Genomic DNA, 16,545 nt, shown 5'->3' with positions numbered 1-16,545 from the left:
CAAGCGGTATTCATTTAAACAAATAATGTATGAAAGTCCCACTTACTTCCTTTATATATCTATTTAATGGATATATTACTTTTTCTTCTTAGCCATGACCACAGCCGCACCGCTCAGAAGTGCAAGAGCGAATGCTCCTCCAGCAACGCCGGTCGATGGGTTTGTGTTTGAAGCGTTTGAAGCTGCCTTTGAGCTGCTGTCTGCCTTGCTGTCGGCTGATGAGCTGTCAGAAGCGGAACTATCAGGCTGTGAAGAAGCAGGTGTTTTCTTTACAAGGTTTGCCACAGCGTCATTTATAGCCTTTACCATAGCGTCCACGTCAGCCTGCTCTGTGATGTTCTTCGTTCTGTCAATAGCGGCAAGAGCCTTTTCAACTTCTGAGAAGTCCTCATAATCGTCTTTGTTGAGAGCCTTTGCGGCTTTCTCTGCCTTGTCAAGCTCTGTATAGTCTGCTGACTTGTAAACAAGTTCAAAAGCCTGTGTATGTGTTGCGATATCTGCTGAAATAGTTATTTCCTTGCTGAGAGGCTCGCAATCGTCAGCAGTTACCTCTACTGTGTAAGTGCCTGATGTAAGCATTGCAGTATTGCTTGTTATCTCTTTTCCGTCTACCTTTATTACAACATTTTTCAGGTCAGCAGGTGTTACTTCAAAATCAACTGCATATTCCTTAGTTGGCAGGACAGGCGTTTTTCCCTCAACATACTGATACTTTGCACCGCCAGCTGTCAACTCGTCATAAAATTCTTTTGTTGTCATATAGTCATATGCTTTAGCCTTGCCTGCTTCTTTATTTGAACCGCAAGCTTCAACATTTTCTGTTTCTGTGAAATAGTTGTTTTTAAAGTCAGTTGTAGACGAGGAATCCTTCCCCACTATTCCGCCGAAACGTGTATATGGCTTTTTGGCTGAGTACTGTGAAAGGTCAATTTCTCCTGCAAAATAGCAATCACTTACAGAACCGCCGGCTACTGAACCAACGATACCGCCTACATCTGTGGTTCCGTTGCCAACCGGCGTGAGTTTTCCTGTAACATAGCTGTTTATAACCTTGGAATCGCCATACAAACGTCCTACGATACCGCCGGCGTCTGGTGCAGCATATACCATATCGCCTGTGCTTGAACAATAGCGGACTTCCGTTCCAATCTGCGCATATCCAACTATACCGCCGACATAAACACTTTCGTTGTCGCCTGAGATAGTTATGTCTGCTGTGTTCTCACAATATTCAAAAGTTGTGCCGTATGCCTGACCTACCATGCCTATGAAGCCATAAACATATTTGCCGTTATTGTTGAACGATACGTTTGACACACAATCAGAAATAGTACAATCACCTGCAAATCCTGCAATAGTGCCATAAACAGTATATTCGTTATCAGTATTTGTCACATCCAGATTTCCCTCTATAGTCAGACCTGATACCTCTGCTTCCTCGATATCGCCAAAGAAACCGACCAACAAATCTTTACCATAAATAGACGTAAAATCAATGTTTGAAATAGTATGACCGTTTCCGTAGAATTTGCCGCTGAAACAATGTTCAATATAGCCGTTTTCATCGAAAACGTTTCCGATAGGCGTCCATACAACACCTGTCAAGTCAAGGTCATTTTCAAGAACAACAACTGCGTCCTTATTCTTGTCATAATCTCCGTTGTTTACCGCTTTTGAAAACGCCAACAGGTCGTCAACAGTTTTTATTACCGTCTTATTATCGTCTGCAAATGCCGTTGTCGGCACAAACAAAAGACAGCCCGTCACCAAAAGACTTAAAATTTTCTTTTTCATTCTAATTCCTCCATAATATTTTTTGTTGCTGATATTTCTTTTTTACTCAGAACATAATTTTACTCGATTATTTTAACACGGCCTACACACTTTGTCAATAGATTTGGCACAAACGGTCAAAAATCTGCACAAGCGGTAACAAAATAAATGAATAATGCTTGAATTTTGCTTTGATGTGTGTTATTATATATTAAGAAATCATGTATAAGAAAGGATTTTTACAATATGAGAGTGGCATTGGTAGACGATAATAAAAACGACCTTGCACTTCTTCATGAATATATTTCCGAACAAACCGCTCACAGCTGTCAGATAGATACGTTTTCAAGCGGAGAAAGCTTTTTGTCATGTTGGCAGATGGGAGCTTATGATCTGGTGGTGCTTGATATATTCATGGGGAAAATGACAGGGATAGAGGTCGCAGAAAAGCTTCGTGAAACAGACAAAAACGTGCATATCGCATTCGGCACTTCAAGCAACGAGTTTGCAAGCGAAAGCTACGACCTCAACGCCTGCTACTATCTTTGCAAGCCCTTTCAGGCTGACAAAGTAAAAGCCATGCTTGACCGGATCGGTTCTGATGAAATTGATCGTATGCGTTCAGTTAAGCTTCCCGACGGTCAGAACGTGATACTCAGAAATGTTATCTACATAGACTGTGCGTCACATATCGTGACAATCCATTGCACAGACGGCGAAAGCATAGTTTCAAGAAATTCTTTCGCTGAGATCGAGAGCATTTTTTGCAGTCATTCATACTTTTACACCTCCACCAAAGGCGTCATCGTGAATTTCTATGAGATAGCCCAGCAAAAAAGCGACCTTTTCATAATGAGCGACGGCACACATATCCCCATAAGCCGCCGAAAATCCAGAGAAACACTAGACGCCTTCGCTCAGTTTCGCTTCAGTGATCTGCGAAAAGGTGGTGAGCAGTAATGCCTCCTTTATACCGCCTTGTGGAAGTGGGCATATATTCCCTTCTGAATTTTCTGCCACTTATGGTGCTTGCCCTTTATCCATTCCGGCATAGGCTTCGCTTTTCCAAAACAGCTACTGTGGGACTTGTTGTGGCTCTTTCACTGGTGCAGATATTTTTAGGCTGGCAGGCGGCATTTTTCAGCACAAATGCAGGTCTGCTAAGTGCAGTCAGCACCCTGCTCTATGCGGCTTTTTACTTTTTTGCTGTGAAGGTCAAGGTCGGCAAAACAGGCTTCACACTGCTTCTGCTTTCAAATAACGCAAGCTTTATCGTCATTACCTCAAAGTGTCTGGAGGGCATTCTGTTCCCGTCACTTGCCTATGAATCATACCGCTGGTCGTTTTCCCTTTGTATGCTTATGACAGAAGCCGTGGTATGGGGGCCGCTTTTTATCTACATGAAAAAGGTCTACACACCTGCGGTGGAAAGAGAGCCGTCAGGTCTGGAGTGGCGCTATCTTTGGCTTATCCCATTTACGTTCTATATAATATGGTACTATACGCTCTACGGCAACTCTACGAAAAGCAGCTTAGAGCTTGCTCTGGAGCCAAAGAACACCATAGCTCTGTTCTTTATAAACGCAGGGGCGTTTCTGGTGTATTACATCGTGGCACGGCTGGTCAGCGAACAGCAGAAAAATCTGCGGCTTCAGGAAAATAACCACCTGCTTGAAATGCAGAACCTGCAATATGACTATTTGCAGGATAAGATAAAAGAAACAAGACGCTATAAGCATGATGTCAGACATCATATCGCTCTTATGCAGGAGCTTCTGAAAAAGGGCGAATACGATAAGCTTTCGGAATATCTCAATTCTTTCAGGGATTCTATGCCCGATATATCAGAACGCATTTACTGCAAAAACACATCTGTAAGCGCACTTCTTGCATATTTTGCTCAAATAGCGGAAAGCAGCGGCATTGAATACAAGGTGAGCGCTGACATCCCAGATGATATAAAAATAGACATAACCGACCTCTCTGTGCTTTTCGGAAATCTTATCGAAAACGCCATTCACGGCTGCGTGTCTGACAGTGCAAAGAATAAAAAAATAATAATCAGAGCAAAGGCTGACAGCTATTCCCTTTGCTTGGCGGTGGACAACACCTTCACCGGAACTATCCTCACCGACCCAGAAGGCGGTTTCCTTTCCTCAAAACGCAAAGGCAAAGGGATCGGCACAGAGTCTGTCAAGAACATTGCCGCTAAATACAATGGTGTAGCTAAATTTGAATACGGTGACGGAATGTTTTACGCTTCCGTAATGCTGAACATATGAAAAAGGCGGAAAGCTCGCAAAGAGCCTCCGCTTTTTCTGTTTTATCGTCCTCCAAGCTTTACATTTTCAAATGTTGCCACAACAAATAATTCACATATCATTTATAAAATGTTTCTTGTATCTTTTGTGCAAAATGCTATAATCTAATTGAAAATACGGAGAGAATTCCGTATAAAGTTAATAAATCAAACAAATCGGAGGTAATTCATTATGATGGGAAGACTCAGAGCAATGCGTGAGCCGCTCAAATATGTTCAGGGCAGAGATGCTACACTTAAGTTTCATGAAGAAATGGGCTATATGGGCAAAAGGTGGCTGTTTGTATGTTCAAACAGTGGCTACAAAGCCTGTCATGACAAGATAGAGAAAAGCTTTGGCGAACTTGACGATTACAGACGCTATGAAGTATTTGGTGGTATATCAAGCAAGGGCGAGATAGCCAAAATGGAAGAGATAGTAAAGGCTGACAACATCGACACAGTAGTTGCAGTTGGCGGCGGAAGCGCAGTTGATACTGCAAAAGCTACAGCATACTACACAGGCAAGCACATTGTTATCGTGCCTACAGTTGCGGCAACAGATGCGCCATGTACAGGTTTGTCAGTAATATACAATGATGATCACAGCTTTGACAAATATCTTTTCTATCCTACCAATCCAGACGCAGTAATGGTAGACACAACAGTTATCGCAAACGCACCTGTAAAGTTCCTTATTGCAGGCATGGGCGATGCACTTGGTACATATTTTGAGGGCAGAGCTTCCATAAGAACAGAGTCCGCAAGCCTTGAAGGCACAGGCATCACAAGAGCAGGACAGGCACTTGCAAGACTTTGCTATGACACGCTGAAAACATACGGCAAGCAGGCAGTTGAGGCTTGCAAGGTACACGCAGTTACACCTGCCCTTGAAGCTATCTGCGAGGCTAACGTATATCTTTCAGGTGTTGGAGCAGACAACGTAAACTGTGCGGCTGCACACTCGTTCTACAATGGCGTAACATCATTGGGAATCAAGCACGCAGACCACGGCTGTTGTGTAGCCCTTGGTACACTGGTTCAGCTTGTACTTGAGGGTGCGCCAAAGGAAGAGTTTGAAGAGGTACAGAACTTCTGCCTTGAAGTGGGACTTCCTGTCACACTCGAGGAGATCGGTGTAACTACACCTGAGCAGGTAGAAACTATCGCAAAGAACGCTTGTATCCCAGGCGAAACTATCCACAATCTTGCAGGTGACGTACAGCCTATCGAGCTTTATGACGCTATCATGCAGGCAGACGCAATGGGCAAGATAGCGCTGGGAAAATAAAGAATAGTGTATATTTAAAATGATATTGCCACCCACGGCTGATTTGGCTGTGGGTGGTTTTTTGTGCGAAAAAAACAGAGAAACCCGATCAATGGGTTTCTCTTCCTCTTTTTGCTGTATTAAATCCACAGTAAGGCGGAATTAGGTGCAGGGTCGAATGAGTTTACATTTTGGTGTCCTCCATATCTAAAGTTACTTTCTTTGTGTGTCATATGAGTATTTTCCATGAGCTGCATTTTGTGGGTGTCCAAAATCCTAATATTACATCGTTTTATCTTGCTTTCAGTATAGCATAATTGCCAGACAAAGGTATGTCCGTTTAAAATTAGTTTACTTTTACATTATAACCCTTTCTAGCGGTATATATCAAGAAATAATACTAATATAAGCGTGATGACGACATCAAAAATCCTGCTCTCACACAGAAGATCGTGGACAGCGTATCGAAGCTTTCGGAAAAAGACCAGCGATTGGTGCTTGAAGTTTCTGAAAGACTAGGAAAAGAATAATTTTTGAAGCCCCGAACTGCAATATCAAAGTAAAAATAAAACAGCGTACCGCACCCCCCTGCGATACGCTGTTCTCATATAAAATTATTTCTTAGTAGTCACACTCTTTGAAGCCGACCAAGCGCCGTAGTATTTCGTACCCTTTACAGTTGTGTACGAACGAACACGAACATAGTATTTCTTTTTGCCCGAAAGCTTAGAAACCGTCTTGGTATCGGTCTTTTTATTTGTTATGGTAACTTTCTTTGCACTTGTGAACTTTGAGTTGGTAGCGTACTGAATTTCATATCCAGTAGCAGAGCCTTTCTGCGCCCAATCCACAAAGAATGCCTTTGACTTTGCCGTGAGCTTCTGTATCTCCTGCTTGGCAGGATTTATCTTGAACGTCTTTGTGATAGTGCCTGTGTAAGAGCCTTTTCCTGCGATTTTTACAGTGGCAGTGCCTATGCTCTTGTTGTTTGAGTATGAAACTGTGTAGTCAGTACCATTTTTCAGTGTTTTGCCATTGTATTTAACAGTAATGCTATGAGTGATGTTCTTGCCAGTGAAAGCCTTTGTGGAAATGCCCGAAACTGTGGCTTTCTTGAAGTTATTTTTGATACTGTAGGTCTTAGAAACTGAGCCTGTGTAATTGCCCTTGCCTGTGATAGTGACCTTTGCTGTTCCTACCTTGGTGTTGTTGCTGTAGGAAACAGTGTAATCAGTATCCTTTTTCAAAGTCTTTCCATTGACCTTTACATTAACGGACGGAGTTTTTGCCTTGCCATCATAAGCGTAGGTCGAAGTGGAAAGTGTCACGCTTGCCTTTGAGATGCTAGTCTTTGCAAGTGCAGGGATCTCAGCCGTTTCAAGAACTTTCTTGCAGACTGTACATTCCTTGTGCTTTGAGCCTTTAACTCCGATAGAAGCCGCCTTGTCGACTATCCAACCGCTTGACTTGTGACCTGTGGCATTTATCACTGTCTGAGCCTTGATAACAGTATTGCAAACTGAGCAATGTGAGCCGTCTGTTTTGCCTGCTGTGGTGCAAGTAGCAGGGTAGCCCTTGTCGGTAACTGCGGTGTGACCCTTTGCAGGAAGCTTCTCTGTAACTGTCGCATTGCACTTTGTGCAAGTCTTTATAGCAGTACCCTCTGATGTGCAGGTCGGCTGTTTTGTTACAACAGAATTTCCGTAGCTGTGACCTGTTGCCTTAGTTATGCTATCCTTGTATGAAGTACCGCAAACAGAACACTTGTGGAGAGTGTAGCCGTCAGCAGTGCAAGTAGGTGCAACAACTGTGTCAGTATATTTGTGTGAAGTCTTTGGTATAGTTTCTGTAACTGTCGCATTGCACTTTGTGCAAGTCTTTATAGCAGTACCCACTGATGTGCAAGTCGGTTGTTTTGTTACAACAGAATTTCCGTAGCTGTGACCTGTTGCTTTTGTTGTGCTGTCCTTGTATGAAGTACCGCAAACAGAACACTTGTGGAGAGTATAGCCGTCAGTAGTGCAAGTAGGTGCAATAACTGTGTCGACATATTTGTGTGAAGTCTTTGGTATAGTTTCTGTAACTGTCGCATTGCACTTTGTGCAAGTCTTTGTTTTTGTACCTTCTGCTGTGCAGGTCGGCTGTTTTGTTACAACAGAATTTCCGTAGCTGTGACCTGTTGCTTTTGTTGTGCTGTCCTTGTATGAAGTACCGCAAACAGAACACTTGTGGAGTGTGTAGCCGTTAGTAGTGCAAGTAGGTGCAACAACTGTGGTTGTGTAGCTGTGAGAAAGCTTTGCAATTGTTTCTGTTACTGTTGCTCCGCACTGCGTACAAGTTTTGGTTTTTGTACCCTCTGATGTGCAGGTCGGCTGTTTTGTGATAACAGCACTGCCATATGTATGGCTCGTGCATCCGCAGGTGAATTTGTATGTCTTTGCTACAGACGGATTGTATGTAGGATAAATTTTTACAGTGAGTGAACCGCCGTTTTTGAATGTGATACGTCTGATATCATTAGCATAGTTTTCAAGCTTATTTACACTTACCATGCTGCGATCGGAAAATTCAACTGTGTAGTCTGTATCGTCATAAAGCCAGAAATCAATGCTGTCGCCCACACTGAACTGAGTTTTGCTCAATACGCTTGAAAAGGACGTATTCGAAAGGTCTGTGCGCCAATAAACAGTGGTAGAGGTCGGAACTGTGAACTTATTCACATAACCGCAAGACTTGCAGGTCTGTGTTACAGTGCCGTCAGTTTTTGATGCGTACTTTGTTTCGTAGTCATGACCTGTTTTGACGTCAACCGTCTTTATATCGTCAAGATTTGAAAGGTTCAGGGAGTTGAAGGTCACGTTATTTTTATCGTAAACATACCAAACTGCTCTGCCATTTTTGATAACAGGCTGGCAGTCTGAAAGGCTTCCCTCAAAGGTGTGTATACTGCCGTTTACTGTGCCGTCAGCGTTTAGCTTCACACAGCTTACCTTTGTATCTCTGGCCCACAATAGCAAAAAGCTGTTATTATTTATCTTCACAAGCTGTGGAACAGAAGCTGAAGCTGTACCCTCTGCATAAGAAGTTATCTTATTGAGCTTGTTTGTGGAAAGATCCTTTGAAACAGCGGAAACGTAGACGTTTCGTGTTTCTGACGTATTGATATAATCAAGGTCAACTGTACTCTGTGCCACGATATAGCTTGATGATGACACATCAAAGCCGCCTATAGCCGCACCTGTATAGTTATAGTGACCGGCGGTATATTCAGGGTATGTTACAACGTCGATATTGCTGACCTGTTCAAAATAGCTTGGGAAAAATTTGCCTGTAGTAAAATCAGAATTATACTTCACCAGAACGGCAGAACGTGGATGAGCGTCACCATGGTCGAGGGCGACTATATGGTTGCCGTCGGTTTTTATAAACTGATTGAAGGAGTGGCTCACATAGCCATAATCAACGTTCATGACGCCGGTATATGAATCAGTGATAGTCATTGAAGGCATATCCACTTCAATGGTAACATTAGCCTGATGATTATTGCCGTCGCTTGATTTATACATTTCGTGGCAGGTTCTCACAAGCAGGTGGTCACCGCTATGGGTCATTCTTGCCGAGCCTGCATCGAATGGAACTGTAGTGTTAGCTCCATACAGACCGCAGGACTTTATTTTGTTCCAATTCTTATCATACTTCGTTATACGGAAAACCTCGAGGGAGTCGTTTTGTTTCGGATTTTCCTGACCGCTAAGGACATAATAATTATTGCCGGAGTCATAGAAAGCTCCAAAAATCGGCAGTTCATTGTCGATAAGCTTAGTGCTGAGCGGTTCAAAATCAGAGCTGTAATATTCCACAAGGAGCTTGCCCTCGATAGCGCCTGACTGGACACGCATATAATTGCCGTTGTCACACACTGTCAGGTAAGATTTCACTGTGTCAGACCATTGCACATAGTCCTGATCATTCACATTAGAGCCTGAATACGCAACACATTGCGCCACGGCAAAGGCACTGAACGATCTAGCAGACACAGCAGTAGAAACAGCCATTGCGCCAGACAGGACAATGCTCAACATTCTTTTCTTCACATTCATCAATTTCATCACCTCATACAAAAACTTTTAAACAAGAACACCTTTATATATATAATATCACAACGCAAGGCATATGTCAATGAAAATAAGTTACAATGAGAATGATTTCAATAAATTCGTCATACACCAAAGGTCAACGCAGTAAAAAAAGAACAAAGAGGATACAAAACAGAAAAAACGCCTTGACAAGGTTTGATGGGTGTGATATAATATTACAGTGGTATTTCGAGGTGTGGCTCAGTTTGGTAGAGCGCTGCGTTCGGGACGCAGAGGCCGTGGGTTCAAGTCCCGTCACCTCGACCAGTCACTCGCCGTGACGGGCATTGTCCGTCATGGCTTTTTTATTATCAGAACTTAACGCCGCAGGGGGAGTTTTTGTATTACCTAAACAAGCAGGGTTATGCTTTGAGGAACCGAAAAGCGTAGCCTTTTTATTTTAGTCGAAACGCAGGCTTGAACCCATTGTTCAACGTCCCGTCACCTCGACCAGTCACTCGCCGTGACGGGCATCGTCCGTCATGGCTTTTTTTATTATCAGAACTTAACACCGCAGGGAAAGTTTTTGTATTACCTAAACAAGCAGGGTTATGCTTTGAGGAACCGAAAAGCGTAGCCTTTTTATTTTAGTCGAAACGCAGGCTTGAACCCATTGTTCAACGTCCCGTCACCTCGACCAGTCACTCGCCGTGACGGGCATTGTCCGTCATGGCTTTTTTTATTATCAGAACTTAACGCCGCAGGGGGAGTTTTTGTATTACCTAAAAAAGTAGGGTTATGCTTTGAGAAACCGAAAAGCGTAACTATTTTTTTGTATGTTCCACATAGCAAAAGTGCCTTATGACTAGCATTAAGGCACTTTATCGATTCAATCTTTCCCCAACCTCTCCGAAATCTCCAACACAAGCTTCTGATCCTTCTCAGAAAGCCTCGATACGCTGTCCATGATCTTCTGTGTGAGAGCAGGATTTTTGCTGCCATCGTCGAAAAACTGCTGATGATAAAGATATAGAGCAGATAAAACGAACCATGCTTAAACGTGTCGAAAGTATCGAGCCTAGAATAAGAGATTATGCAGAAGAATGGCATATCAACATATTCAAACAAAAAGATCTCCGTTGGAGATATAAGAAAAACTCAGCTTATCACTACATATGGTGTTGGCGCTATAGTTGACTTTAAGAACGATACTGTTGTTATCGCTTCTACAGACGATTGGGACTATTCCCCTAATGACGCTGGTGAGGTAGAAAATCGAAAAATATTCAGCTTTTTAAGGAGCTTCATCAGCTTTATGCTGCTAAGCGTTTGTAGATATCCGCACCACATTGCATACAGCGCTCTTATTTTCACTTGTCCAACTTCTTCTTTCCAAAAAACAAATCAAACAGAATATCCACCACGTCTTTTACAAGAATGAATATCACCGCCGCCTCCTGTCCCCCAAGAGAGCGGCGGTATCTACACCACGCTACTTTTCAGTAAGATATTCATTTCTGTCAAACAACTGCTCAATTGAAAGATTTTTAAACCTCGGAATGTTGTATCCAAACGGCGAGTTGAGAGCCTTTACAAAGTCTTTCGTATAGCCGTGATTTTTTAAAAGATCGTCCTCATACTTTATTTTCTCTTCTTGCTTTGTGTCATCTTCCCTTTTCGTGATACAGCGCTGCATAACATAATGATAAATGGAGAAGTAAGAATCCACTGTACGAATATCTCCTATGTATTCTTTCAGTTCACGAACTACAGTAAGATGAGCAATACAGTTGCGGTATTTTCTTGTCATGCTGCTGTCTGCATTATTGATATCAACTTCAACGCACTTGCGCAGCCGCTTGTTCTTTTTCAAGAACAAATTCGGCGACTCATCACGATCATCACAAAGTTCACAAAGCGTCTGTGAAAGTATCCTGTAGTCATTTTTCAAGTTCTTTGAAGCCAACTCAGGAATTATCTCCTTATACAGCCCAAAATCACGTTCAAGGCAGTGTATCGCAATAACATACCTTGCATTGACATTCACAAGATTTTTCACCAGCAGATACATGACCGTAAGATAAAGCCCGATAACAGCCTTTGCCCTCTCCTTAGCCACGTTTTCTCTGCCCTTTGCCTGCTGTTTCACATTTTTGAAATCATCAAAGCTGATGTTCTTTATCATTCTCGCAAGCTCACTGCACTTTGCTTCCAAAGAACTGTTCATGTCAGGAAATTCCACACAACTCTTGTAATAACGCTCTATCTGCGTGTCAGGGATACCCCCAAGAACAAACATGACAACTTTCTCATTCTTAGCCACTTCTCTTATCTTCTGAGCGTTCGCATACTTGATAAGGTATACAAACCGAGAGGACTCGATAACATTGTTTGTTATAAAATTTCTCAGACCATGTATGCCCTTGCCTTTTTCTTTAAGTTTTAAAATCTCGCTTATCCTATCGTCCGTGATCTTGTCGTCTATACCGAGTATAGTCAGTGCGTCACGGAACATCGTAAGCTTCGCCGAAGCCGCAGGCTTTCTCATGGAAGCAATGTTCTTTACGATAAAAAGCTCGTTGGTTATCCTCTGGCTGTCATTGAACAGCTTGTAGCCCGCCGTAAGCTCACACTCAACATCAACAGCAGAGCTTTTCATTATCTTCAAAAACTCCTTGATGTTATCAAACTTGCTGATAAGCGTTGTAAGAAGATCGTTTATCTCCTTGCCGTCAAGAAAATATGTGAGCATATATATCATTTTGGAGAAATACAAAAGGTCAGACGCATTCTTCTTTTCGCTGTCAAGAATTTTCTCATCAAAATCCATGTCAGCCTTGCCAAGCTCCTTGATAACGTCACCGTTCATGTGGTCGGCGATATTTTCAAAATCATTCCTGAATTTGCCCCAAAGCTTTTCCGCTTCATCAGCATATATCCCCTCTTTTTCATCATCGGTCATTGAAAAACGCAGTTTGCGCACAAGAGCTTCGCCTGCGACAACGTCATTTCTGTAATAGTTGCAGAAAAGCAGAAAATCCATAAGCTTGTACATCTTTGAGCGCACAGAGTCATATTGCTTGTCCTTAAATCTGAAGCCGTATTCGTCCAGCATTTTCTCACGAAGCTTTTTGATAGAAAAACCGAGATTTTTCTGAGATTTAAGCACAATGAAATCATAATAAAGGCGTATGATATCATCAGCCTCATAGCCTTTCATCATATCAATAAGCAAGCTGATATTGACCTTGTTGCCCTGGACAAAGCCCTTATTTATAGAATCAAATCTCTCATCTACAAGATAGTCAAGAGTGTCTCTGTATTCGGAATCAATAATGTCAATAAAGCTGTAAAGGTACTCATCAAGCTCATTTGACTTATCATGGAAAACACTCTGCCTTATCTGCCCCACAATTGCAAGCATATGATAAACACGCTTTTTGTATGCCTCCGAAACTCTTTTATCTTTCGTCTTAGGCTCTTCAAGACCAAAATAGCCAAGACGCTTAGTTTTCAGCAGGTCATTAAACTTGCTAAGGCTTTTCTTGATATTACCCTTTACCTTATCGGAAAGATTACTTTTGTCAGGGTGAGTAAAAATATAATAAGTATTTTGGGCAGAAAGATACCCCATAAAATCATCATAACTTTCAGAACCCTTTACACCAAGCATATTGTTCAGTGCATAAACGATATTCGTCACATACACTGCAAGTATCTTTTCGATATCCAGAATGTTGTAAATAAGCTGGATATGTATATTATCATCAAAAGTCTTGCCGAAAAAGCGCTTTTCAAGCTCCGATTTAAGCCCCAGCATATCCCCTCTTACAGACGAGCTTTCACCGCTTCTGTGAGTAGGGTTTGAAGTGTTTATCTCCACACCGCTCTCAAAGCCATGCTTGCTGGAAAAAGCATTTACAAAAATACCGGACAACACAAATCTGATTCTTCATTCAGACCAAGGCTGGCAGTATCAACACAAGCACTATCAGAAAATGCTCAAAGAGAAAGGCATCAGGCAGAGTATGTCCCGAAAGGGGAATTGTCTTGACAATGCCTGTGCCGAGAATTTCTTCGGCTTGCTGAAAACAGAGCTTCTCTATTTGCAGGAATTTCATTCCATCGAGCATTTTATTCAAGAGCTTCATGAATACATAGAATGGTACAACAACAAACGCATCAAGCTTAATGGTCTATCTCCTATAGATTTCAGACAGGAAGCTGCATAACAAAAGCGACCAAGATTCCTCTTAGTCGCATTGCATAATTTTTCTTTTGAATCTTTGTCTAACTTTTTGGGATCAGTTCAATCACTCCTAATAAATTTTATTGTTGAGTAAGATTATAATTTAGTGAATGTGTTAGTGTTCAAGCTGTCTTTCTTAGCATTTACAGCTATACCTAAGGTAGCCTGATTTTCATATAATTTTACTCCCAAATTTGCTGGTGGGGATTGTATTAAGTCCCTTAGAGCAAATACGTGACCTGATGGCATCTTGCCAATTCCTTTTTTTACCTTATCCCAAAGATTCGCATAAGTCCTTTCTTCTAAGGAAATATCTTTGCAATAGGTCGGAACATCAGGATAGCCATTCGCAGAGGCTAAGTGCTGAAGTTTTGACAATTCGTTAGAGTCAACCGAAAATTGTACTCTCATAATAAGTACCTCCAATATTATATTCAGGGGTCTGTTCAACCTCCTGAGAATATTATATCACTTTAAGCTATCTTTTCAAGTCTTTTTTTAAGAGTTTACACTTTTTTTACAATTAGAACTTATCAAAATCCGACTGCGTAGCGACTTTATTATAATTCCAATCATCATTGCTGCTCTCTGCATACATATCATTGACCATACCAATCGTGAGCAAGTCAAGGTCACGAATTGATATGCCAAGCTGTACGCATCTAAGTAGAAAAAGGCGTTGAAATGTTCGGCAAAATACTCTATCAGCGCCCCATACTGAAAGGCAATGAAAAGCCCAAGCCCAACGCTGTCAACGAGTTCATCTCCCCGCCTATCCAAGTCAAATACTATTTCAATAAGTTCGGCAAAGACGGCGTTATCCTATCCCCAAGCGACTCGTTTGAAGAAATGAGAACGCTGTATGTCGAGGGGGCAGAGGCGTATAACCGAGAAGTTGAGATGTGAGAATATAAATGAAAATTATAGCAAAAAAACACCCCTATACAGAAATATACTCATGATATCATAAATAGTCAGGCTCTGAGAAGAGTGAATATATGAAGTTTATCTTTGCAAAATAAACCGACCCCATTCGCTAGACTTTTTGACCTAGCAAATGGGGTCGGTTCAAATATCAATATCATTAACTAAAAAAATCAAGACATAAACGCAAGCGTAATATGCGGATCACTTTACTTTTCTGCCGTAAACCTTGCCCACTCATATTCAGCCGTCAGCGGAACTGTGCCGTCAAAGGCTTTCAGCCAGCTGTCAACGCCAATGCCGTTCCACGCATTCATCATTATTTTACCAGGCGTAACAGGCAAATTTTCAGTAGCCTTGTATGCTTCCTTTCCGTCAACATACCAAGTTATGCTGTCCTCTTTCCACTCAAATGCGTAAGTGTGAAAATCCTCAGAAGCGTCAAATCCAAGATCATACATGTATTCGTGCTTGCCAACACCATTGGTGTAGTAATTGAACTGCACCTTTGTTGTGTCCTTGCCAAGGACTTCAACATCTATTTCGTCCCAAGGATTATCCTCCGACGGGCCTGTGTATGTAAAGAACGATGATACAACGCCGTCATTCTTTATGGCTTTCATCGATACCTCATAAAGTCCATAGCCATAGTTTTCCTTTGAACGATACTCGCCGCCTCTGTACGCTTCGGAATCGCCCATACTGTCAATGGTAAGCTGCATTTTTCCGTCATTGAAAGTTACGTTATCTTCGCTCCACGAACAGTTGAACGGATCACCATTTGACCAGCCTGCTGAAATGGAAAAATCATTTGACGCACCCTTGCTGAAATCTGCCTCAACCGTGTATGGGGAATTGCTTTCCGTTTCCGCCTTGCTGCTGACATCTTGCGAAGAACTGCTGTCAGATGAAGCACCGCAGCCACCCATAGACATAACTATCATTGTGAGAATCGACATAGCCAAAACTTTTTTCATTTTTCATTACCTCCGAATAAATATCAAAATTTTATCTTCTATAAGTATTATAATTCAACAGATGTGATATTTATATCATAAAAGTAATGCAAATATTATAATATTAATATCAACTTATATTTTCGATCTGCTTGTGCTATGCTTGTTCCAGTTTGCACGGAAAAACTGATCTCTATACTGTTTCGGCGTAAGTCCTGTCTGTTTCTTAAAGCAGGCAATAAAATGGCTGTGCGAGCTGAAAGCAAGATAATTGGCTATATCAAGCGGACTATATTCAGAATATCTCAGCATATTTTCAGCCGCTTGTATCCTTTTTGACATAATGAAATCAGAGATCTTTACGCCAACTTCCTCTCTGAAAAGCTTTGAAAGATACTGAGGAGTTATGTTCAGTTCATCAGCTATCTGATTGACGGTCACGCCCTTGTAAATATTATCGAAAATGCAGTCAAAGCACATAAGGATATGCTTCGAGTAAACGTTCTGTGACGCCGCCTTTTTCATTTGCTTTGTATAATAAACGATGACCTCTTTGTGTACAGCCATAACGCTTTCTTCATTGCGGCACTCATCACATTTATTAATGTATATATCGCTTATGGTATATGCAGTTTCCGGGTCAAGTCCACCCTCGATGCAAAACCTGCACAGCATAGCTATGGTTATGACAAGATGATACTTGACGTTTCTAAGGTCGTCTTTGCTGAGTCTGCCCTTTCCGTTTGTATCCAGCGGCGTATACAAACGTTTGACTGTTTCAAGGTCGCCTGCTCGCACCGCAGAATAAAATTCCAGTTCCGTTTCATATGGTGAATGATGATAGTCATTTTCCTTTTGCATAAACTGCCGCTTAGACAATTCTCTGTTTATTTCCATAGCTTTCACCCCCTGCTTTTTAGCTTATTATATCATATTTACAGACACAAGTAAAGCCTCATATTTATAGAAAAAGGACGGCAAATCACCCTGCCGCCCTT

At 41.8% G+C, this 16,545-nt stretch carries 11 protein-coding genes, 1 tRNA gene and 1 pseudogene; 7 read left to right on the top strand and 6 right to left on the bottom strand.

Features of this window, described 5'->3' with window-relative positions; all coding sequences use genetic code 11:
* Positions 1-75 precede the first annotated feature (75 nt).
* The gene (locus OCV57_RS11975) at positions 76-1,794 is read right to left on the bottom strand and encodes a GLUG motif-containing protein (RefSeq protein ID WP_267301729.1); all 1,719 of its coding nucleotides are present in this window, start codon (positions 1,792-1,794) and stop codon (positions 76-78) included.
* A 225-nt stretch (positions 1,795-2,019) separates the two neighbouring features.
* Here OCV57_RS11975 and OCV57_RS11970 point away from each other — a divergent pair, with 225 nt between their 5' ends.
* The 3 genes from OCV57_RS11970 to OCV57_RS11960 all read left to right on the top strand — a co-directional run bounded on the left by OCV57_RS11970 (position 2,020) and on the right by OCV57_RS11960 (position 5,363).
* On the top strand, positions 2,020-2,733 hold the full coding sequence (locus OCV57_RS11970) for a LytR/AlgR family response regulator transcription factor (protein WP_022286578.1): 714 nt from the start codon (positions 2,020-2,022) through the stop codon (positions 2,731-2,733).
* Positions 2,733-4,055: a sensor histidine kinase gene (locus OCV57_RS11965; RefSeq protein WP_267301728.1), complete on the top strand. Its 1,323-nt coding sequence runs from the start codon at positions 2,733-2,735 to the stop codon at positions 4,053-4,055. The genes OCV57_RS11970 and OCV57_RS11965 overlap by 1 nt, the downstream gene beginning before the upstream one ends.
* Positions 4,056-4,265: 210 nt before the next feature.
* Positions 4,266-5,363, top strand: coding sequence for a glycerol dehydrogenase (locus OCV57_RS11960; protein ID WP_022286582.1), 1,098 nt, complete (start codon positions 4,266-4,268; stop codon positions 5,361-5,363).
* 593 nt (positions 5,364-5,956) lie between these two features.
* Here OCV57_RS11960 and OCV57_RS11955 read toward each other — a convergent pair.
* Positions 5,957-9,442, bottom strand: coding sequence for a hypothetical protein (locus OCV57_RS11955; RefSeq protein ID WP_267301727.1), 3,486 nt, complete (start codon positions 9,440-9,442; stop codon positions 5,957-5,959).
* A 226-nt stretch (positions 9,443-9,668) separates the two neighbouring features.
* Here OCV57_RS11955 and OCV57_RS11950 point away from each other — a divergent pair.
* Positions 9,669-9,745: transfer RNA gene (locus OCV57_RS11950), tRNA-Pro, on the top strand.
* Between the two features lie 766 nt (positions 9,746-10,511).
* The gene (locus OCV57_RS11945; protein WP_041337481.1) at positions 10,512-10,859 is read left to right on the top strand and encodes a hypothetical protein; all 348 of its coding nucleotides are present in this window, start codon (positions 10,512-10,514) and stop codon (positions 10,857-10,859) included.
* Positions 10,860-10,910: 51 nt separating this feature from the next.
* On the opposite strand, the gene cas13d is transcribed toward OCV57_RS11945, so the two are convergent.
* On the bottom strand, positions 10,911-13,358 hold the full coding sequence (gene cas13d / locus OCV57_RS11940; RefSeq protein ID WP_267301726.1) for a type VI-D CRISPR-associated RNA-guided ribonuclease Cas13d: 2,448 nt from the start codon (positions 13,356-13,358) through the stop codon (positions 10,911-10,913).
* On the opposite strand from cas13d, the pseudogene OCV57_RS11935 reads away from it, so the two are divergent.
* Positions 13,321-13,650 (top strand): annotated as a pseudogene (locus tag OCV57_RS11935) (transposase); the annotation flags it as partial. The gene cas13d and the pseudogene OCV57_RS11935 sit on opposite strands and share 38 nt — an antisense overlap.
* A gap of 113 nt (positions 13,651-13,763) precedes the next feature.
* On the opposite strand, the gene OCV57_RS11930 reads toward OCV57_RS11935, so the two are convergent.
* On the bottom strand, positions 13,764-14,078 hold the full coding sequence (locus OCV57_RS11930) for a hypothetical protein (protein ID WP_117956561.1): 315 nt from the start codon (positions 14,076-14,078) through the stop codon (positions 13,764-13,766).
* Between the two features lie 273 nt (positions 14,079-14,351).
* Between OCV57_RS11930 and OCV57_RS11925 the strand changes: the two genes are divergently transcribed.
* Positions 14,352-14,573 (top strand): hypothetical protein, encoded by a 222-nt coding sequence (locus OCV57_RS11925; protein ID WP_117956564.1) that lies wholly within the window; start codon positions 14,352-14,354, stop codon positions 14,571-14,573.
* Positions 14,574-14,800: 227 nt separating this feature from the next.
* Here the strand turns inward: OCV57_RS11925 and bglS are convergent, their stop codons facing one another.
* Together bglS and OCV57_RS11915 are read right to left on the bottom strand one after the other, a co-directional pair.
* Entirely contained in the window at positions 14,801-15,568 is a 768-nt protein-coding gene (gene bglS, locus OCV57_RS11920; protein WP_081856063.1) for a beta-glucanase, read from the bottom strand.
* Between the two features lie 114 nt (positions 15,569-15,682).
* On the bottom strand, positions 15,683-16,444 hold the full coding sequence (locus tag OCV57_RS11915; protein WP_117878607.1) for a helix-turn-helix domain-containing protein: 762 nt from the start codon (positions 16,442-16,444) through the stop codon (positions 15,683-15,685).
* Positions 16,445-16,545 lie beyond the last annotated feature (101 nt).

The organism is Hominimerdicola aceti, from assembly GCF_025567495.1.
Taxonomy (GTDB): domain Bacteria; phylum Bacillota; class Clostridia; order Oscillospirales; family Ruminococcaceae; genus Hominimerdicola; species Hominimerdicola aceti.
This window is presented reverse-complemented; position numbering and strand designations above follow the sequence as displayed.